This window comes from Micrococcus lacusdianchii (assembly GCF_023155805.1).
Classification (GTDB): Bacteria; Actinomycetota; Actinomycetes; order Actinomycetales; family Micrococcaceae; genus Micrococcus; species Micrococcus lacusdianchii.
In genome coordinates this window covers 149,433-167,993 of the sequence record NZ_JAKNUW010000002.1, presented here as the reverse complement: position 1 = coordinate 167,993, position 18,561 = coordinate 149,433, and the positions used below count along the sequence as shown (strand labels likewise).

General features: G+C 73.6%; 14 protein-coding genes and 1 tRNA gene. 2 read left to right on the top strand and 13 right to left on the bottom strand.

Going from position 1 to position 18,561, the window contains the following annotated elements; all coding sequences use genetic code 11:
• Nucleotides 1-4: 4 nt before the first annotated feature.
• On the bottom strand, nt 5-3,682 hold the full coding sequence (gene mfd, locus MA879_RS02125; RefSeq protein ID WP_248122995.1) for a transcription-repair coupling factor: 3,678 nt from the start codon (nt 3,680-3,682) through the stop codon (nt 5-7).
• Nucleotides 3,679-4,743 carry a MauE/DoxX family redox-associated membrane protein gene (locus tag MA879_RS02120; RefSeq protein ID WP_248122993.1) on the bottom strand — a complete coding sequence of 355 codons (1,065 nt, stop codon included), beginning with the start codon at nt 4,741-4,743 and terminating at the stop codon, nt 3,679-3,681. The genes mfd and MA879_RS02120 overlap by 4 nt, the downstream gene beginning before the upstream one ends.
• Before the next feature lie 223 nt (nt 4,744-4,966).
• Here MA879_RS02120 and MA879_RS02115 point away from each other — a divergent pair, with 223 nt between their 5' ends.
• Nucleotides 4,967-5,473 (top strand): DUF2505 domain-containing protein, encoded by a 507-nt coding sequence (locus tag MA879_RS02115; RefSeq protein ID WP_248122991.1) that lies wholly within the window; start codon nt 4,967-4,969, stop codon nt 5,471-5,473.
• Nucleotides 5,474-5,868: 395 nt separating this feature from the next.
• On the opposite strand, the gene pth is transcribed toward MA879_RS02115, so the two are convergent.
• Nucleotides 5,869-6,444, bottom strand: coding sequence for an aminoacyl-tRNA hydrolase (gene pth, locus MA879_RS02110; protein ID WP_248122989.1), 576 nt, complete (start codon nt 6,442-6,444; stop codon nt 5,869-5,871).
• Between the two features lie 6 nt (nt 6,445-6,450).
• A complete protein-coding gene (locus MA879_RS02105; RefSeq protein ID WP_248122987.1) occupies nt 6,451-7,107 on the bottom strand; it encodes a 50S ribosomal protein L25/general stress protein Ctc in 657 nt (218 codons plus the stop codon).
• Between the two features lie 274 nt (nt 7,108-7,381).
• Between MA879_RS02105 and MA879_RS02100 the strand changes: the two genes are divergently transcribed.
• Nucleotides 7,382-8,524, top strand: a complete 1,143-nt coding sequence (locus MA879_RS02100; protein WP_248122985.1) for a hypothetical protein — start codon at nt 7,382-7,384, stop codon at nt 8,522-8,524.
• A 19-nt stretch (nt 8,525-8,543) separates the two neighbouring features.
• On the opposite strand, the gene lepB is transcribed toward MA879_RS02100, so the two are convergent.
• From lepB to MA879_RS02055, 9 genes are all read right to left on the bottom strand, one after another.
• Nucleotides 8,544-9,305 (bottom strand): signal peptidase I, encoded by a 762-nt coding sequence (gene lepB, locus MA879_RS02095; RefSeq protein ID WP_248122984.1) that lies wholly within the window; start codon nt 9,303-9,305, stop codon nt 8,544-8,546.
• A 3-nt stretch (nt 9,306-9,308) separates the two neighbouring features.
• Nucleotides 9,309-10,289: a ribose-phosphate diphosphokinase gene (locus tag MA879_RS02090; RefSeq protein WP_248122982.1), complete on the bottom strand. Its 981-nt coding sequence runs from the start codon at nt 10,287-10,289 to the stop codon at nt 9,309-9,311.
• Nucleotides 10,290-10,363: 74 nt separating this feature from the next.
• Nucleotides 10,364-11,884 carry a bifunctional UDP-N-acetylglucosamine diphosphorylase/glucosamine-1-phosphate N-acetyltransferase GlmU gene (glmU, locus tag MA879_RS02085; protein WP_248122980.1) on the bottom strand — a complete coding sequence of 507 codons (1,521 nt, stop codon included), beginning with the start codon at nt 11,882-11,884 and terminating at the stop codon, nt 10,364-10,366.
• Between the two features lie 59 nt (nt 11,885-11,943).
• A tRNA-Gln gene (locus MA879_RS02080) sits at nt 11,944-12,015 on the bottom strand.
• A gap of 59 nt (nt 12,016-12,074) precedes the next feature.
• Nucleotides 12,075-13,571 carry a sugar transferase gene (locus MA879_RS02075; protein ID WP_248122978.1) on the bottom strand — a complete coding sequence of 499 codons (1,497 nt, stop codon included), beginning with the start codon at nt 13,569-13,571 and terminating at the stop codon, nt 12,075-12,077.
• Nucleotides 13,572-13,686: 115 nt separating this feature from the next.
• Nucleotides 13,687-15,519 carry an ABC-F family ATP-binding cassette domain-containing protein gene (locus MA879_RS02070; RefSeq protein ID WP_248122976.1) on the bottom strand — a complete coding sequence of 611 codons (1,833 nt, stop codon included), beginning with the start codon at nt 15,517-15,519 and terminating at the stop codon, nt 13,687-13,689.
• A gap of 72 nt (nt 15,520-15,591) precedes the next feature.
• A complete protein-coding gene (locus MA879_RS02065; RefSeq protein ID WP_248122974.1) occupies nt 15,592-16,551 on the bottom strand; it encodes a 4-(cytidine 5'-diphospho)-2-C-methyl-D-erythritol kinase in 960 nt (319 codons plus the stop codon).
• Nucleotides 16,548-17,474: a 16S rRNA (adenine(1518)-N(6)/adenine(1519)-N(6))-dimethyltransferase RsmA gene (gene rsmA, locus MA879_RS02060; RefSeq protein WP_248122965.1), complete on the bottom strand. Its 927-nt coding sequence runs from the start codon at nt 17,472-17,474 to the stop codon at nt 16,548-16,550. The genes MA879_RS02065 and rsmA overlap by 4 nt, the downstream gene beginning before the upstream one ends.
• 61 nt (nt 17,475-17,535) lie before the next feature.
• The gene (locus MA879_RS02055; protein ID WP_248122962.1) at nt 17,536-18,507 is read right to left on the bottom strand and encodes a TatD family hydrolase; all 972 of its coding nucleotides are present in this window, start codon (nt 18,505-18,507) and stop codon (nt 17,536-17,538) included.
• Between the last annotated feature and the right edge of the window lie 54 nt (nt 18,508-18,561).

Below are 18,561 nucleotides of genomic sequence, written 5' to 3'. Positions count from 1 at the left end.
CCGCTCACCCCTGGCAGCCCGCCGCCGGCTTCTCGGGGGCGAAGATCGCCTGCACCACCTGCTGCGCCCACTCGAGCAGCGGGACGTCCACGAGATCCTGACCCATGACCGGCTTGGTCTTGGGACGCGGGATGAGGACGCCGTTCAGGGCCGGCTTGAGCTGGGCGCCCTTGTACATGCGGGTCAGGCGCATCTGGCGGGACTCCGGCAGGTCCGCGGCGGGGCCGAACTTCACGTTCTGCCCCAGCAGCATCACCTCGGTGACGCCCGCGGCCCGGGCCCGGTTGCGGAACCGGGCGACGGCGACGAGCGCCTCCACCGGCTCCGGCAGCGGGCCGTACCGGTCCTTGAGCTCCTCCACCACGGCGTCCACGGCGGCGTCGTCCGCGGCCTGGGCGAGGTTGCGGTACATCTCCAGGCGCAGCCGCTCCCCCGGCACGTAGTCGTGCGGCAGGTGGGCGTTGACCGGCAGCTCCACCTTCACCTCGGCGGGCGCGGTGTCCTCCTCGCCCTTGAAGTCGGCCACGGCCTCACCCACCATCCGCAGGTAGAGGTCGAAGCCCACGCCGGCGATGTGGCCGGACTGCTCCCCGCCCAGCAGGTTGCCGGCGCCGCGGATCTCAAGGTCCTTCATGGCCAGCTGCATACCCGCGCCGAGCTCGTTGTGGGTGGCCACGGCCTTGAGGCGCTCGAGGGCCACCTCGCCGAGGGGCTTCTGCGGGTCGTACAGGAAGTACGCGTACGCCCGCTCGCGGCCACGGCCCACGCGGCCGCGCAGCTGGTGCAGCTGCGAGAGGCCGTAGCGGTGGGCGTCCTCCACGATCAGGGTGTTGGCGTTGGCGATGTCCAGGCCGGTCTCGATGATCGTGGTGGAGACGAGCACGTCGAACTTCCGCTCCCAGAAGTCCACCATGATCTGCTCGAGCCGGGCCTCGCTCATCTTGCCGTGGGCGACGGCGATCCGCGCCTCCGGCACCAGCTCGGCGATGCGCTTGGCCACCTTGTCGATGGTGGTGACGCGGTTGTGCACGTAGAACACCTGGCCCTCGCGCATCAGCTCGCGGCGGATGGCCGCGGTGACCTGCTGGTCCGAGTACGGGCCCACCGAGGTGAGCACGGGGTGGCGCTCCTCCGGGGCGGTGGCCAGCGTGGAGGTCTCGCGGATGCCGGTGAGGGACATCTCGAGGGTGCGCGGGATGGGCGTGGCGGACATGGCGAGCACGTCCACGTTGGTGCGCATCTTCTTCAGCGCCTCCTTGTGCTCGACGCCGAAGCGCTGCTCCTCGTCCACGACCACCAGGCCCAGGTCCTTGAACTGCACCTGGTCGGAGAGCAGCCGGTGGGTGCCGATCACCACGTCCACCTCGCCGTGCGCGAGCCCCTCGACGACCTCCTTGGACTCCTTGGCGGTCTGGAACCGGGAGAGCGCGGCCACCTTGACGGGGAAGCCGGCGAACCGGTCGGAGAACGTCTGGTGGTGCTGGCGGGCGAGCAGCGTCGTCGGGACGAGCACGGCCACCTGCTTGCCGTCCTGCACCGCCTTGAACGCGGCGCGCACGGCCACCTCGGTCTTGCCGAAGCCGACGTCGCCGGAGACGAGCCGGTCCATGGGGACGGCCGCCTCCATGTCCTTCTTGACGTCCTCGATGGTGGTCAGCTGGTCCGGCGTCTCGATGAACGGGAACGCCTCCTCCAGCTCGCCCTGCCACGGGGTGTCCGGAGCGAACGCGTGGCCGCGCGAGGCCATGCGGGCCGAGTACAGGCGGATGAGCTCGCCGGCGATCTCGCGGGTGGCGCGCTTGGCCTTGGACTTGGTCTGCGCCCAGTCCGAGCCGCCCATCTTGGACAGCGACGGCGTCTCCCCGCCCACGTAGGAGGAGATCAGGTCGAGCTGGTCGGTGGGCACGAACAGCCGGTCGCCGGGGGCGCCGCGCTTCGAGGGCGCGTACTCCAGCACGAGGTACTCGCGGTAGGACTCCTCGGCGCCGGGGGCGGTGCGCGGGCCGCCGGTGACCTTGCGACGCTGCAGCTCCACGAAGCGGGCGATGCCGTGCTGGGAGTGCACCACGTGGTCGCCGGGCTGCAGGGTCAGCGGGTCGACGGCGTTGCGCCGCTTCCGGGCCAGCCGCGCCCCGGGGGCGCGCGTGCCCGCGGTGCGGTGCCGGCCGAAGAGGTCGTGCTCCGTGATCAGGGCGATCTGCGCGTCCGGGATCGTGAAGCCGGAGCCGACGGGCGCCGTCGCGATGGAGACCCGCCCCGGGGCGAGGTCCGCGGGCAGGGGCCCGTCCACCACGGAGGCCGTGAGGCCGGCCTCCGTGGTGAGCTCGGCGAGACGGCGGGCGGAGCCGGGGCCGTCGGTGAGGACCACGGCATGCCACCCTTCCGCGAGCCGGACGCGGGTGTGCGCGACCATGGCCTCGATGTCGCCCGAGAAGGCCTGCGGGACGCCGAGGGTGGCGCGCAGGGTGGCGGCGTCGGGCAGCAGCTCAGCGTCCGAGACCAGCGCGGTGACGGACCAGAACCCCTGGTCCTGCTCGAGCGCGGCCGCGCGGAGTTCGGCCACCGTGAGGAAGCCGCCCGCGGCGGACTGGTCCGCCCCGGCCACGTCCACCGGGGCGACCGCGCCCTGCGCGGCGCCGGCCCACGCGGCCTGGAGGAACTCCTCGTTGGTGGCCAGCAGGTCGTCGGCGCGGCCGCGCAGGCGCTCAGGCTCCACGAGGACGGTCAGCGAGCCTGCGGGCAGCATGCGGGGCAGCGACGTCATGGCCTCGGCCAGCAGCGGGGAGAGGGACTCCATGCCCTCCACGGCCACGCCCTCGGCGATCCGGTCCAGCATGTCCGCGGCGGCGGGCATGGCCGGGATCAGCTCCTTCGCGCGCCGGCGCACGTGGTCTGTGATGAGCAGCTCGCGGCACGGGGGCGCGTACAGCTCGGAGGGGTGGCCCGAGCCGTCCTCCGTGGTGTCCTCGAGGGAGCGCTGGTCCGCCACGGAGAACCAGCGCATCTGCTCCACCTCGTCGCCGAAGAACTCGATGCGCACGGGGTAGTCCTCGGTGGGCGGGAACACGTCGATCAGCCCGCCGCGCACGGCGAACTCGCCGCGCCGGCTGACCATGTCCACGCGCGAGTAGGCGGCGTCCGCGAGCGCGGCCACCACACCGTCGAAGTCCCGCTCCTCCCCCGTCCGCAGGGTCACCGGGCTCAGCTCGCCGAGCCCGGCCACGAGGGGCTGCAGCACGGCGCGCACGGGGGCGACGACGATGCGCAGCGGACCCTCCGCGTGCTCCTCCGGGTGGGCGAGGCGGCGCAGCACGGCCAGGCGCGCACCCACGGTGTCCGAGCGCGGGGACAGTCGCTCGTGGGGCAGCGTCTCCCAGGACGGGAACAGCGCAGCGGCACCGGCGGGGGCCCAGGCGGCCAGGTCGGTCACGAGGTCCTCGGCCTCGCGGGTGGTCGCGGTGACCACGAGGACGGCGGCGCGCTCGCCGTGGCCCTCGGCCAGCGCCTCGGCGAGGACGGTCAGCAGGGGCGCGCGGGCACCGTCAGGCAGGCCGATCTCCAGTTCGACGCCCCGGGCCTCGAGCGGCCGAGCGGCGGAGGCGGCGGCCGCCTCGAGCGCGCGTTCGGCGCGCAGGCGCGGCAGCAGCGGGGCGAGGACGGGGGTGGTCTCGGGGGCGCTCATGCGCGGACCTCCGGGGTGGCGGTGGAGCCGTCCGTGGCGGCGGGCAGTTCGGTGGTCATGATCTCCCGGATCTCTTCGAGGAAGGCGAGGACGTCGTCGACGCCGCCCACCGGGCCGCCGGCGGTGAGCCGGTCCGTGCCGAGCAGCACCGCGGTGGGGAACGAGTGCAGGCCGAGGGCCTGCGAGGCGGCGCCGGCCGGGTCGGCGAGCACGAGCGACGCGTCGACGGCGCCGCTGTGGATCGCCCCCTCGGCGCCGGGGGCGTGCTGGGGCATGAGGACCCGCAGCCGGACCGGCCCGAGCGCGTCCTTGAACTCGTCCAGCCGCTCGATCACCCGCGCGCAGGAGCCGCACCCCGTGGACAGGCGCAGGGCCACCACGGCCCCGTCCGCGACCAGCCGGTGCAGGCCTGTGTACTCACCGTCCGCGACCACGACGGCATCCGGGAACGGGTGGCGTTCGGGTTCGGCGCCGTCGGCCGGGTCGACGGCGGCCGGGGCCTCGGGCGTGGGCGTCGCCGGGGCGGCGTCGGGTGCGGCCGGGACGGACTCGCGCCCGGCCAGGAACGCGGCGGTCGCGAGCAGCACGGACACGAGCAGGGCCCACGCCCACGCCCCGGCGCCGAAGGCGGTGAGCGGCTGCCAGGCCAGGCCCGCGCCGTGCACCGCCGGCGAGACGATCCCCTCGGCCAGGGCCAGGACGGCGAGGGCCAGGAAGACGATGTTGCGGACCACCGTGGTGCGGGAGATCGGGGCGGCCGAGGCCTCGCCGAAGCAGCCGCACGAGACGCCGTCGTCCTGGGCCCGGACCACGAGCGCGAGGAAGGCGGCGAAGAGGGCCACGGCCACCAGGCCGACGACGGGACGCAGCAGGGTGAAGGGCTGCAGGAGGGCGGCGGCGAGCAGCAGCTCGAGCCAGGGGAACGCGCGCGCCAGGGCGGGGGCCGAGAACGGGCGGGGCACCCTGAGCCGGGTGAACGTGGCCTGCACGTCCTCGCCGGAACGGAGCTTCGCCGTCCCGCTCAGGAGCATGATGAGGGCCACGGCCCAGAGTGCGGACATGGTTCACGCGCCTTTCGGAAGCGGACGACGGGCGGTGCCCCGGACCGGCAGGGCCGGTGCCGGCGATCCCCGGGTGCGGCCCGGCGGCGGGCCGCCCTCCAGCATATAGGCTGGGGATCCGTGCCCCGGGGCCGGCCCGCGTCGCCCGCGACGCCCGGCGCCGCCCTCGGGCACGGCGCGTCGCGAGCCTGCGCCGTGCCGCCCGTCCCCTTCAGGAGTGACCATGGCCTTCAGCGCCCAGCAGACCATCCCGCACCCCCCGACCGCCGTGGCCGAGGCCCTCTTCTCCGAGGACTTCCACCGCTCCGTGGCCGAGTCCCTCGGCGGCTCCCTGGAGAGCTTCTCCCGCACCGGCGAGGGCGACGGCGAGGTGACCCTCACCATCGTCCGGCAGGGCCCCACGGACCGCCTGCCCGAGATGGCCCGCAAGATCGTGGGCGGCAACGCCCGGATCGAGCAGGTCGAGCGCTGGTCGGCCGCCGCCACGGACGGCTCCCGCACCGGCACCACCACCATCACCGTGCCCGCCGCCAAGGCCACCGCGGAGGGGAACCTGCGCCTGGCCGCCGTGCCGGCCGGCACGGAGTACGCCGTGGACGGCGACCTGCAGGTGAAGATCCCGCTGGTGGGCTCCAAGGTCGCCCAGAAGGCCGAGCCGATGGTGGGCAAGGTCGTGGCGCGCGCCGGCCGCGAGGTCTCCGCGTGGATCGAGCGCGGGGGCCGGGCCTGACCCTGACCGCCGCCGGCGACGCCGGCCCGCCGACCTCCCGCCGGGAGCGGCGGGCCCGCGAGGCCGCCCGTGCCGCACGGAGACGGCGAGCGTGGGGACCCGACCGAACTTGAAGTTGCGCGTCCCGCCCGCCCTGGTGGCGGAGGCCGAGGCCGTGGGGGTGCACGGCCTGCGGGAGCACCGGCCGGAGCGGATGAGCGCGGCGGCGATCGCCGCGGCCGACCTGATCCTGTGCGCCACGGAGGAGCACATGCGTCAGGTGTATCGCAGACCCCTTCCGCGGCCCCGAGGAGGGCTACGGGGAGATGGTGCGGCGCATGGCGCCGACCCTGGAGACGATCGCCCTGGCGCTGACGCGGGCGGTGTGGCCCGCGTGAGGCCTGCGCGCCCGGGCGTCAGGAGTTGAAGCGCTGCTGGGCCGCCTCGAGGCCGTCCGCGACGAGGACCTCCACCGCGTCCGCGGCGCGGTCCACGTGGAGGGGCAGCAGCTCCTGCTCGGCCTTCGTGAAGGGCTTGAGCACGAAGTCGGCCACGTCCATGCGGCCCGGCGGGCGCCCGATGCCAGCGCGCACGCGGAAGTAGTCCTTGGTGCCCAGGGAGGCGGTGATGGACTTGAGCCCGTTGTGGCCGCCCTCTCCCCCGCCACGCTTGAGCCGAAGGGTGTCGAACGGGATGTCCAGCTCGTCGTGGACCACCACGAGGTCCTGCGGACCGACGTCGTAGAACTTCGCCAGCGCGGAGACGGGGCGGCCGGAGGTGTTCATGTAGCCCGTGGACATCGCCAGGACCACCCGCGGCCCGCCGATGCCGAGGCGGCCCGTGGCCACCACGGCGCCGGCCTTGTGGCGGGTGAACCCGCCCCCCATGCGGGAGGCGAGTTCACCCACGACCATCTGGCCGATGTTGTGGCGGGTGCGCTCGTACTCCGGCCCGGGGTTCCCGAGCCCGACGACGAGCGTGGTCCCCGCCATGGCCGATCAGTCCTCGGAGCCCTCGGCCTCGCCGGAGTCCTCGCCCTCGGCACCCTCGGTCTCCTCACCCTCGGCGGCCTGCTCCTCCTGGGTGGAGGTGTCGCCCAGGTCCTGCTCCACGACCTCGGAGACGGTGGCGATGACGATCTCGTCCTCGAGCTGCAGGACGGTGCCGGCGGGCAGCTGCACGTCTGTGGCGTACACGTGCTCGCCCGGGCCACGGCCCTCGATGGAGATGGTGACGGACTCGGGCAGGTGGGTGGCCTCGGCCTCGAGCGGCACGGTGGGGTAGTCCAGCACGTAGGTGGTGTCCACCTCGGTGGACACCTCGCCCTCCACCTCGACCGGGACGTCCACGACGACCTTCTCGCCGCGGCGGACCTCGATGAGGTCCAGGTGCTCGACGGTCTGCTTGAGCGGGTGGCGCTGGATGTCCTTGGGGAGCACCATGTGCTCCTCGCCGGCCTCGGTCACCACGGTGAGCAGCGCGTTGGGATTGCGGACGGCCAGGGTGGTCTCCCGGGCCGGCAGCAGCAGGTGGATGGGGTCGACGCCGTGGCCGTACACCACCGCGGGGATCATGCCGGCACGGCGGGCCTGGCGGGCGGCGCCCTTGCCGAAGTCGGTGCGGCGGGTCACGCGGAGCTTGATCTTGTCAGACATCTGGTCCTCCTCTGGTTCTCTCGGCCGCCTCCCCGGGCGGGGCAGCGGGTGTGGCCAGGAAGGGTCTGGAGAGCCGCGCGCGGAGCAGGGCTCACACGGACGCGGCGGCCTCGTCGATCACGGAGCGTGCACTCCCTCGCCTGGGCATCGTCCGCATCATATCACCTGCCGTCCGGCGGCGGAGAAGGGGATGCCTCTGGTGGGCCCGGGCCGCCGGTGATCCGCTCCAGTCCCTAGAGTTGCCTGAGAGCACCATCCCGCACAAGGAGTCCCGATGACTACGCAGCACCTCACCCGTCTACGCGAGAAGGGCGCGATCTCCGTGGCCATCACGGCGGGGTCGGGCGACCTCGTCGTCTCCGGACTCGAGGAGGAAGAGGCGACCTCGTTCGTCCACGCGTGGTCGCGGTGCAGGCCGATCCGATGCGACGGCGAGAGGTCGGACCAGGACCGGGCGGCTCTGGCCTCCATGACGTGGGACCAGTTCCACGAGGAGCTCGTCCATCGGGCCACTGCCCGTGCCATCGAGTCCTGCCGCGGCACCCACCTGATGTTCCACGCTGCCTGCCTGGCGAATCCCGAGACGGGCGCCGCCGTCGTGCTGTCCGCCGCCTCCGGAACGGGCAAGACCACGGCGACCCGCACCCTCGGCCCCGAATACGCGTACCTGACGGATGAGGCAGCCATCGTCGATCCGGGCGACCTGACGATCGTCCCGTTCCCCAAGCCGCTCTCCCTGCTCGGGCCGGACGGCCGTCGGCCCAAACGCCAGGTGGGTCCGGATGAGCTGGGGCTGGGCCCCACCAGGGAGGCGACCCTGCGCTGCGTGGCCGTCCTGGACCGGGTACGGGATGCCGGAACGGAGGTGACGGCGCACTCCGAGCCGATGTCCCTCGCCGACGCGCTGACGCATCTGGTGCCCCAGACCTCGTCCTTGGTCCAGCTGCGACGCGGCCTCGTCGCCCTGTGCCGGACGCTGGACCGGCTCGGCGGTGCCCGCCGGCTCGTCTACGCCGAGGCCGCGGACCTGAAGCCGGTCGTGGACATGCTGCTGGCGGAGGAGCCGCGGCCTGTCGATCCTGCGTGGGACGCACTGGAGGAGGCCGAGCTGGCGGCCACACCGCCGGCGAGCGCCGCCTCGACGGCGGAGACCGATGCCGAGATGGTCGTGAGACGCCGCGCGGCTGTGTGCGGGATCCAACTGGAGGACGGCCGCCTCGCTCTCCTGATGGATCACCAGCTCGTGATCCTGGACGGCCTGGGACCCTCGGTGTGGCTGCTCCTGGACGAGCCCCGCACCATGGCGGGGCTGCTCGCCGAGCTCACCGCAGAGGGCGACGTCCGGGCCGATGCCTCGGCCATCCTGGAGGAGTCCGTGCGCTCCATGCGCGCGGCGGGTGTGCTCGCCTCGCCGTGACCCCCGCGCGGGGGCCTGCTCATGGCGTGCCCCAGCTGCTCGGCGGCCACAGGGTGAAGAACACCTCGCCCACCACGTCCTCGTCGCGGACGAACCGGGCGCAGTCCCCGGCCGTCTCGGCGGGCACGCCGCGGCAGTCGATCACGGAGTCCGCCGAGTTGGAGCGGTGGTCCCCCAGCACCAGCATGGACCGCTCCGGTACCGTGACGGGCCCGAAGCACCGCGGGGAGCGGGCCTGCGTGGACTCGCAGTCCAGCTGACCCGGCACGAACGGCAGGTCCCGATGGATGTACGGCTCGTCCAGCGGCTGGCCGTCCACGAGCACCGCACCTTCGGCCGAGCAGCACTCCACGGTCTGCCCCTCGGTGCCGACCACGCGCTTGACCAGCGCCTGCTCGTGCGAGCGGCCGATCCCGGTGACGTCCCCGAAGGTGCGCACCGCGTTCTCCAGTGCTCCCTCCGGGCCCATGTCCATGGCCCAGTCCTCGTTGGCGGCGAACACCACCACGTTCTGGGACTCGGCCATGCCGTCCGGGTAGGCGGTGCGGTTCACCAGGATGCGGTCCCCCACCTGGAGGGTCTCCTCCATGGACCCGGAGGGCACGGAGTAGACCTTGACCCAGAACGCCTGGACCACGGCCACCACGGTCAGGGCGATCACCACGTTGAGCAGCACCGAGGCCCAGAACGGCAGCCGGGGCCCGGGACGCTCAGCAGCGGCGGTGGCCGAGGACGACGCCGGGGTGTCCGCCTCGCCGCGCGCGGCCGGGGTGTGCGCCATGGCTCAGGCGTCCCCGTCGAAGAGGCTGGTCACCGAGCCGTCCTCGAACACCTCACGGATGGCGCGGGCGATCAGCGGGGCGATCGAGAGCACCGTGAGGTTGTCGAACCGCTTCTCCTCCGGGATGGGCAGGGTGTTCGTCACCACCACCTCACGGGCGCCCGAGTCGCCGAGGCGCTGCGCGGCCGGATCCGAGAACACCGCGTGGGTGGCGGCGATGATGACGTCCTTGGCGCCGGCCTCCTTGAGGATGCGCACGGCGCCGGAGATGGTGCCACCGGTGTCGATCATGTCGTCGATCAGCACGCAGACGCGGCCCTCGATGTCGCCCACCACGGTCTTGGACTCGGCCTTGTTCGGCGTGGTGAGGTCACGGGACTTGTGCACGAACGCCAGCGGCACGCCGCCCAGGCGGTCCGCCCACTGCTCGGCCACGCGGACGCGGCCGGTGTCCGGGGACACCACGGTGACCTGCTCCCCCTCCACGCGGCCCCGGATGTAGTCGGCGAGCAGCGGGATGGCGAAGAGGTGGTCCACCGGGCCGTCGAAGAAGCCCTGGATCTGCGCGGTGTGCAGGTCCACGGACATGATGCGAGAGGCACCGGCGGTGTGGTACAGGTCCGCCACCAGGCGGGCGGAGATGGGCTCGCGGCCCCGGCCCTTCTTGTCCTGGCGCGCGTACGGGTAGAACGGGGACACCACGGTGATCCGGCGGGCGGAGGCACGCTTCATGGAGTCCACCATGATCAGCTGCTCCATGAGGTGGTTGTTCAGCGGCGCCGGGTGGGACTGGATGACGAACACGTCCTTGCCGCGCACCGACTCCCCCGAGCGCACGTAGATCTCCCCGTTGGCGAAGTCGTACGCGCTCATGGGCAGCAGCTCGGTGCCGAGGCACTCCGCGATCTCCTGCGCCAGCTCCGGGTGGGCCCGCCCGGCCGCCAGCACCAGTCGCTTGTCCTCGCTCCGGCTCAGTTCCGTCATGACGTCCCCTGTCCTCAGTTCCCTGCTCGTGTGCGCGGCGCCGTCCGGCACCGCGTTCCATCCTAGGTGCGGGATCAGGCCCGCTCGTCGCCCTCGGCCCGGCCGGGCGCCTCGTCCCGCCCCACGGCGCCGGCCGCGCGCGCGGCGTCGGCGGAGGCGGTGCCCGCCCGACGGGAGACCACCCAGCCGTCCACGTTCCGCTGGTCCACGGCGTTCAGGGCCAGCGCCCCGGCCGGCACGTCCTCGCGCACGGTGGCGCCGGCCCCGGTGTACGCGCCGTCGCCCACGGTCACCGGAGCGATGAACACGGTGTTCGATCCGGTGCGCACGTGGGAGCCGATCACGGTGCGGTGCTTGTCCACGCCGTCGTAGTTGGCGGTGATGTTGCCGCAGCCGATGTTGGCGTACTCGCCGATCTCCGCGTCCCCGGCGTAGCCCAGGTGGGAGAGCTTCGCGCCGCGGCCGATGGTGACCTTCTTGGTCTCGTAGAACGCGCCGATCTTGCCCTCCTCGCCGAGCACGGTGCCCGGGCGCAGGTAGGTGAAGGGGCCCACGGTGGCACCGGCGCCGATCACGGCCTCCGTGGCGTCCGTGCGCTTCACGACGGCGCCCTCCCCCACCGTGGTGTCCGTCAGCGTGGAGTCCGGGCCGATCGCGGCGCCCGTGGCCACCTCGGTGGACCCGTGCAGCTGGGTGCCGGGCTTGAGGGTGACGTCCGAGGCGAGGGTCACGGTGACGTCCACCCACGTGGAGGCGGGGTCGACGACGGTCACGCCCTCCTTCATCCAGCCGCGCAGGACGCGGTCGTTGAGCTGGCGGCCCAGGTCGGAGAGCTGACGGCGGTCGTTGGCGCCCTCGACCTCCCACACGTCCGCGGTGCCCACGGAGGCCACCCGGCCGCCCTCGGCGCGGGCCATGCCCAGCACGTCGGTGAGGTACTTCTCCCCCTGCACGTTGTCCGTGGACAGCTGCGGCAGGGTGCGGCGCAGCAGGGCGGCGTCGAAGGCGTAGATGCCGGAGTTGACCTCGGCGATCTCCACGAAGGAGGAGTCGCCCGTGGACGCGGCGTGGGCCAGGGCGTCCTTGTGCTCCATGATGCGCTCCACGAGGCCCTCGGCGTCCCGCACGATCCGGCCGTAGCCGGTGGCGTCCTCGAGGGTGGCGGTGAGCACGGTGACGGCGTTGCCGTCCGCCTCGTGCGCGGCCACCAGGCCGGCCAGGGTCTGCGGGGTCAGCAGCGGCACGTCGCCGTAGGTCACCACCACGGTGCCCTCCAGGTCCTCCGGGAGCGCGGCGAGGCCCAGCTCCACGGCACGGCCGGTGCCCGGCACCTCGTCCTGGTCCGCGATCGCCAGGCAGGTGATGCCCAGGTCCTGCGCCACGGCCTCGATGTGCTCGGCCACCCGGTCCCGCTCGTGCCGCACCACGGCCACGAGGTGCTCCGGGTCCAGGGACCACGCGGCGGCCAGCGCGTGGCCCACCAGGGAGCGCCCGCCGATCGCGTGCATGATCTTCGGCGTCGTGGACTTCATGCGGGTGCCCTGGCCGGCGGCCAGCACGATCACGGCGGAGGGACGGGCGGTGGGCTGCGTCATGGGCGGGCTCCTGGGCGGTCTGGGGAAGCGGGCGGAGGGCACACGGGAGGGCGTGTCCGTTCCGCCCCTAGGATTCGAACCTAGACTGCACGGCTCCAAAGGCCGGCGTGCTGCCGTTACACCAGGGCGGAGCGCCGCGAGCCCGGGCGCGGGCTCGGCGACGGTCCATCCTCCCACACGGCCGAGACCGTCAGTAGGCGCCGTCCGAGGCGGCCACGGCCTTCACGGTGCGGCCGAGGATCACGAGGTCCCCCAGGAGGGACCAGTTCTCCACGTAGTACAGGTCCAGGCGCACGGCGTCCTCCCAGGAGAGGTCCGACCGCCCGGAGACCTGCCACAGCCCCGTGATGCCGGGCTGGACCAGGAACCGGCGGTGCACGTACTCGCCGTACTGGGCCACCTCGTGGGGCAGGTGCGGACGCGGGCCCACCAGGGACATGTCCCCGCGCAGCACGTTGACGAGCTGGGGCAGCTCGTCGATGCTCGTGCGGCGGATGAAGGAGCCCACCTTCGTCACGCGGGGGTCGTCCTTCATCTTGAACAGGACGTCGTCCTCCCCGCGATCCGAGACGAGCTGGGCCTTGATCTCCTCCGCATCCACCACCATGGAGCGGAACTTGAGCATGGTGAAGGGCTCGCCGTGCAGGCCGATGCGCTCCTGCTTGAACAGGACGGGCCCGGGGCTGGTGGTCTTCACGGCGACCGCCACGGCCAGCAGCAGCGGGGAGATCAGCACGATCCCGATCCCGGCGGAGACGAGGTCGAAGCTGCGCTTGAGGAACGCCTTGGACCGGGACAGGCGAGGGGTGGACAGGTGTAGCAGCGGCAGACCGGCCAGGGGCTGCGTGTGCAGACGGGGGCCTGCCACGTCCACCAGCGCCGGAGCCATGATCAGCGAGACCCCCCGCTCCTGCAGGTCCCAGCCGAGGCGCCGGACCTCCTCCGGGACAAAGGGGTGCCCGGAGGTGATCACCACGGCCTCGATGTCCATGCGGTCCACGTGGGCGGCGAGCTCCTGGACGGTCTCCACGTCCGTGGCGACGGGCACGGAGAGCCAGCCCTCCTCGCGGGGCCGGTAGCCCGGCAGCACGGCGGCCACGGGCTCGTAGCCGGCGCCCGCCTCCGACTCGAGGGACTCGTGGATGTACTTCACGGCCTTCGGGCCGCCCACGAGCAGCAGCCGGCGGCGGAAGTCCCCGCGGTGCCGGCGGCGGGCCACCCAGCCGCGCACCAGGAACCGCCCCAGCACGATCAGCACCACGCCGAGCGGGAGCGCCAGCCCGATGTAGCCGCGCGCCACCTCGAAGGCGACCGCGTAGGACAGGATGGCCACGAAGCCGAACAGGTAGAGCGTGCCCCGCAGGACCCGCTTGTACTCCTCCGACCCCACCCCGAGGATGCGGATGTCCCGGGAGCCGTCCACCCCGAGGGCGATCACCCACGCGGCGCTGAGCACCACGCTGATCAGGCCGTAGTCCACGAACTCCAGGCCGGGGATCTGGGCGATCGAGAAGCCGCCGAACCGCAGCTCGGCGGAGAGGAACGTGGCCAGCAGCACCGCGAGCACGTCCGTCAGCAGGACGAGCCGGGGCAGTCCCTGCTCCCACGGGCGGCCCAGGATGCGGGCGCGCACGGACGACCCTCGGCGGTGCCGCCGGGTCGGGTTCGTGGTGACGTCCTGGGTCATCTCACTCCTCATGGTCCTGGGCGGTCCCCTCCGCGCCCATGTGATGTCCACATTACGTGTCCCTCACCGCTTCCGCTCCCGGGGTGCGGGGTCCCATCCCGGGTCGGGCCGCCGGTCATGCGTCGATCTCGGCGGCCGCGAGCCACTCCTCCTCGAGACCCTCCAGCTCGGCGTCCACCTCCGCCAGCTCGGCGTTGACCCGGCCCAGATCGTCGAACCGCTGCGCCTGGCCCAGCTCGGCCATGCGGGTCTCGAGACCCTCACGGCGTTCCCGCAGACGCTCCATCTGACGCTCCAGGCGCGCCATGTCCTTCCGGGCCTGCCGGCGCTCCGCCTCGGACACCTCCGGGGCGTCCTCGACCCCGCCGCCCATGCCCCGGCAGGTGCCCTCCACATCGTTGCGGCCGCGCGGCGGCCGCGGGGCCGCGCCGGTGCCGGCGTCCATGGCGGCGCGCAGCTCGAGGTACTGCTCCACGCCGCCGGGCAGGCCCCGGACCTTCCCGTCCCCGAGCAGGGCCACCTGGTGGTCCGTGACGCGCTCGAGCAGGTAGCGGTCGTGGGAGACGACGATCAGGGTGCCCGGCCAGCCGTCCAGGACGTCCTCGACCGCCGCGAGGGTGTCCGTGTCCAGGTCGTTGGTGGGCTCGTCCAGCATGAGGACGTTGGGCTCCCCCACCAGCAGCCGCAGCAGCTGGAGGCGCCGGCGCTCACCGCCGGAGAGCTCGGACACCTGGGTCCACTGCCGGGAGGTCCCGAACCCGAGCATCTCCAGCAGCTGCCCCGGGGACATCTCCCGGTCCCCCACCTGGAACGCGGAGCCCTCCCGTGCCATGACCTCGGCCACGCGCAGGTGGGCGACGTCGTCGATCTCCTTCACGTCCTGCGTGAGGGTGGCGGAGACCACCGTCTTGCCGCGCTTCATGCGGCCCGAGTCCGGGGTGAGCCGGCCGTCCAGCAGGCGCAGCAGCGTGGACTTCCCCGCGCCGTTGACGCCCACCACGCCGAGGCGCTCGCCCGGGGCCAGGCGCAGGGTGACGTCGTCGAGGATCTGCCTGTCCCCCAGGGCGAGGCTCACGTCCTCGAGGTCGATCACGTCCTTGCCCAGGCGGGCCGTGGCGGTCTTGGCCAGGGCGACGGTGTCGCGCGGCTCGGGGACGTCCGCGATGATCGCGTTGGCCGCCTCGATCCGGAACTTCGGCTTCGAGGTGCGGGCCGGGGCGCCGCGGCGCAGCCAGGCCAGCTCCTTCTTCATGAGCTGCTGGCGCTTCTGCTCCATGACCTGCGCCTGGCGGGCGCGCTCGGCGCGGGCCAGGATCCAGGCCGCGTAGCCGCCGTCGAACGGGTCCACGGTGGCGTCGTGCACCTCCCACGTGCGGGTGCAGACCGCGTCGAGGAACCAGCGGTCGTGCGTGACCACCACGAGGCCGCCGTCCGTGGGCCGCCAGCGCTGCTGCAGGTGGCGCGCCAGCCACGCCACGCCCTCCACGTCCAGGTGGTTGGTGGGCTCGTCGAGGAACAGGACGTCGTCGTCGCCCGCCAGGAGGCGGGCCAGCGCCACGCGGCGGCGCTGGCCTCCGGAGAGGCCGGAGACCTCCTGCTCGAGGTCCATGCCGGAGAGCAGGCCGCCCAGCACGTCCCGGATCCTCGGATCCGAGGCCCAGACGTGGTCGTCCACGTCCCCCACCACGGCACGGCGCACCGTGTCCTCCGGGTCCAGCACGTCCCGCTGGTCCAGCACGCCCACCCGCACGCCGCCGCGGCGGGTCACCCGGCCGGTGTCCGGCTCCTGCAGACCGGCGAGGATGCGCATGAGGGTGGACTTGCCGTCCCCGTTCCGGCCCACCAGGCCGATCCGATCCCCCTCGTCCACGCCGAGGGACAGCCCCTCCAGGACGGTCCGGGTGCCGAAGGAGATGCCGATGTTCTCGGCGCCGAGCAGGTGGGCCATGAGGAGGGGCCTTTCGAGACGGGCGGGGCGAGCGGGAGGAGCGGAGGGCGGGGGCGTGGTGGGACCGGCGGATCAGAGGACGTGGGCACCGGGCACGGGACCGTGCACGGGCAGGGCCGCCACGCCGGTGCGCTCTTCCACCGCCGTGGCCAGCCGCAGGGCGTCCTGCTCGCTGTGGGCGGCCAGGAGCAGGGTGGGGCCGGAGCCGGAGACCATGGCGCGCAGCGCGCCCTCGTCCATGGCCACGTCCATGACGTCGGAGAGCTCGGGGAACAGCGCGACCGCGGGGGCCTGGAGGTCGTTCTCCATGGCGGTGGCCAGGGCCAGCGGATCCGCCCGGGTGAGGGCGCGGACCACGTCCTCGTCCACCGCGGGGATCTCCTGGCCGTCGGGGGCGCGGCCGGCGGCCCGCAGCTCGTCCAGGGTGCGGAACACCACGGGGGTGGAGAGGCCGGCGTCGGCGGGCAGGAGGACCAGGTGGACCGGCCGGCGGGCCGCCACGGGGGTGAGCTGGGCGCCTGTGCCGAGCCCGACGGCGGCGCCGCCGAGCACGGCGAACGGCACGTCCGCCCCGAGGGGCTCGGCGATCTCCGCGAGGCGGGCACGCGTGAGGCCGGTGTCCCACAGGGCGGCGCAGGCCATCAGGGCGGCGGCCGCGTCCGCCGATCCGCCGCCCATGCCGCCGGCCACGGGGACCTGCTTGGCCACCTCGAGGTCCACGCCGTGGGTCTCCGGGTCCAGGCCCAGGTGGGCGCGGAGGTGCACGGCCGCACGGTGGGCGATGTTCCGCTCGTCCCACGGGACGTCCGCGGTGTCCACCAGGCTGACCTGGCGGGCGCTGGGGCACACGGTGATCCGGCCGTCCGGGCGGGCCGTGGCGGTGACGGTCTCCCGGAGGCTCACGGCCAGGTACACGCTGGCCACCGGGTGGTAGCCGTCCGGGCGCGGCGGCCCCACCCGGAGGGAGAGGTTGACCTTGCCGGGGGCGGTGGCGGTCACGTGCCGGACGGACACGGAGGCGGGCGTGGTCATGGGCAGGCCCCCTGCCGCCGGTCTGCGTCGGGGCGGTGGGCCGCGATCCGCGCGAACGCGGCGATGTCCAGGGACTCCCCCCGGGCCTTCGGGTCCACGCCTGCGGCCACGAGCGCTTCCTCCGCGAGCGCGGGTGAGCCCGCCCACGTGGCCAGGGCGGCGCGCAGCGTCTTGCGCCGCTGGGCGAAGGCCGCGTCCACGGCGGCGAACACGTCCGCCCGTGCCACCGAGCCCAGCGGAGGTTCGCGGCGGCTGAACGCCACCAGGCCGGAGTGGATGCGCGGGGCGGGCCAGAACACCTGGGTGCCGATCACGCCGGCCTTCCGGACGTCCGCGTACCAGGCGGCCTTCGCCGAGGGCACCCCGTAGGTGCGGGACCCGGGTGGGGCGGCCAGCCGGTCCGCGACCTCCTCCTGCACCATGACCAGGCCGTGGCGCAGGCCCGGCAGCTCCGCGAGGGCGTGGAGCAGGACGGGCACGGCCACGTTGTAGGGCAGATTGGCCACCAGCGCGGTGGGGCCGGTGGCGGCCGCGGCCGGGCGGACACCGTCGATCTGCTCTTCAGACAGGGCGAGGGCGTCCGCATGGAGGACCGCCAGATCCGCGGCGCGCTCAGGCCGGAACTCCTGCGCCGTGCGGGGCAGACGGGCGGCCGTGACCGGGTCGATCTCCACGGCCGTGACGGCGGCTGCGGCGTCCAGCAGCCCCAGCGTCAGCGAGCCCAGACCGGGACCGATCTCCAGGACGTGCTCCTCCGGCCCCAGCTCGGCGGCCGCCACGATCCGGCGGATGGTGTTGGGGTCGATCACGAAGTTCTGGCCCCACTGCTTGGTGGGGCGCAGGTCCAGCTCGGCCGCGAGGCGGCGCACGTCGGCGGCGCTCAACAGGGGCGCGGTGGCGGCGGCGTCGGGGGGCGGGACCATGCCGGGGAGTCTACCGGCGGGTCGGACACGCTACGGGCGGGGTCCGCTCCGAGGACCGGCGTCAGAACTCCCCGTACACCGTGCGGGTGCTCGCAGCGACGGCACCGGCCAGATCCGCCACGTCCTCCCCTCGGGCCTCCGCCATGGCGCGCAGGGTGAGCGGGATGAGGTACGGCGCGTTGGGTCGGCCTCGGTGCGGGTGGGGCGTGAGGAACGGCGCGTCCGTCTCCACCAGGATCAGCTCCTGCGGCAGCAGCCGGAGGGCTTCCCGGAGCCCGTCGTTGGCCTTGAAGGTCACCGGCCCGGCGAAGGAGGCATGCCACCCGTGCTCGGCGCAGGTGCGGGCCAGGTCGGGGCCGCCGGAGAAGCAGTGGAACACCACGTGCGGGGGCAGGCCGCCTGCCGCCTTCTCCTCCAGGAGGATGCGGACCACGTCCTCGTGGGCGTCCCGGTCGTGTATCTGCAGCGCCTTGCCCAGCGCGCGGGCCAGGCGGATGTGGCGCCGGAAGGACTCCTGCTGCGCGGCATGGCCCTCCTCCTCACGGGTGCGGAAGTAGTCCAGCCCGGTCTCTCCCACCGCTCTCACCCGAGGGTGCGCGGCAAGCTCCTCGATCACCGCGAACGCCTCCTCGAACTCCCCGCGGGCGGTGAGGCGGGCGGCGTCGTTGGGGTGCAGGGCGATGGCCCCGAGCAGGCGCGGCTCGGCCTCGATCGCCTGGACGGTGAAGCGGGCGGACTCCACATCGCATGCCACCTGCACCGCTCCCACCACGCCCACAGCCTCGGCGGCGTCCATGGCCTGGTGCACGTCCACGTGGACCAGCCCGTCCCGGAAGTCCAGGTGCGTGTGGTTGTCCATCACGGGCACAGGCAGCGGTTCGGGCGCCGGCGGGTACTCCAAGCGACGCTTCTTCCCGGTCTTCTCCTCGCGGGTGTCCCGCCGGGGACCGCCGTCCTTGGCGACGGAGGGTGCGTGAGGGGTCCGGTAGTCCTCGGGCACGGACGGATCGGGGGTCGGCGCGTGATCGGGCATGGCCCCCACTCTACGGACGACGCCGGCCCCGTCGCCTCGCAAGGTGACGGGACC

Coding starts and splice junctions, on each gene's coding strand:
- mfd (WP_248122995.1), bottom strand. CDS start 3,682: ATGAGCGCCCCCGAGACCACCCCCGTCCTCGCCCCGCTGCTGCCGCGC.
- MA879_RS02120 (WP_248122993.1), bottom strand. CDS start 4,743: ATGTCCGCACTCTGGGCCGTGGCCCTCATCATGCTCCTGAGCGGGACG.
- MA879_RS02115 (WP_248122991.1), top strand. CDS start 4,967: ATGGCCTTCAGCGCCCAGCAGACCATCCCGCACCCCCCGACCGCCGTG.
- pth (WP_248122989.1), bottom strand. CDS start 6,444: ATGGCGGGGACCACGCTCGTCGTCGGGCTCGGGAACCCCGGGCCGGAG.
- MA879_RS02105 (WP_248122987.1), bottom strand. CDS start 7,107: ATGTCTGACAAGATCAAGCTCCGCGTGACCCGCCGCACCGACTTCGGC.
- MA879_RS02100 (WP_248122985.1), top strand. CDS start 7,382: ATGACTACGCAGCACCTCACCCGTCTACGCGAGAAGGGCGCGATCTCC.
- lepB (WP_248122984.1), bottom strand. CDS start 9,305: ATGGCGCACACCCCGGCCGCGCGCGGCGAGGCGGACACCCCGGCGTCG.
- MA879_RS02090 (WP_248122982.1), bottom strand. CDS start 10,289: ATGACGGAACTGAGCCGGAGCGAGGACAAGCGACTGGTGCTGGCGGCC.
- glmU (WP_248122980.1), bottom strand. CDS start 11,884: ATGACGCAGCCCACCGCCCGTCCCTCCGCCGTGATCGTGCTGGCCGCC.
- MA879_RS02075 (WP_248122978.1), bottom strand. CDS start 13,571: ATGACCCAGGACGTCACCACGAACCCGACCCGGCGGCACCGCCGAGGG.
- MA879_RS02070 (WP_248122976.1), bottom strand. CDS start 15,519: ATGGCCCACCTGCTCGGCGCCGAGAACATCGGCATCTCCTTCGGCACC.
- MA879_RS02065 (WP_248122974.1), bottom strand. CDS start 16,551: ATGACCACGCCCGCCTCCGTGTCCGTCCGGCACGTGACCGCCACCGCC.
- rsmA (WP_248122965.1), bottom strand. CDS start 17,474: ATGGTCCCGCCCCCCGACGCCGCCGCCACCGCGCCCCTGTTGAGCGCC.
- MA879_RS02055 (WP_248122962.1), bottom strand. CDS start 18,507: ATGCCCGATCACGCGCCGACCCCCGATCCGTCCGTGCCCGAGGACTAC.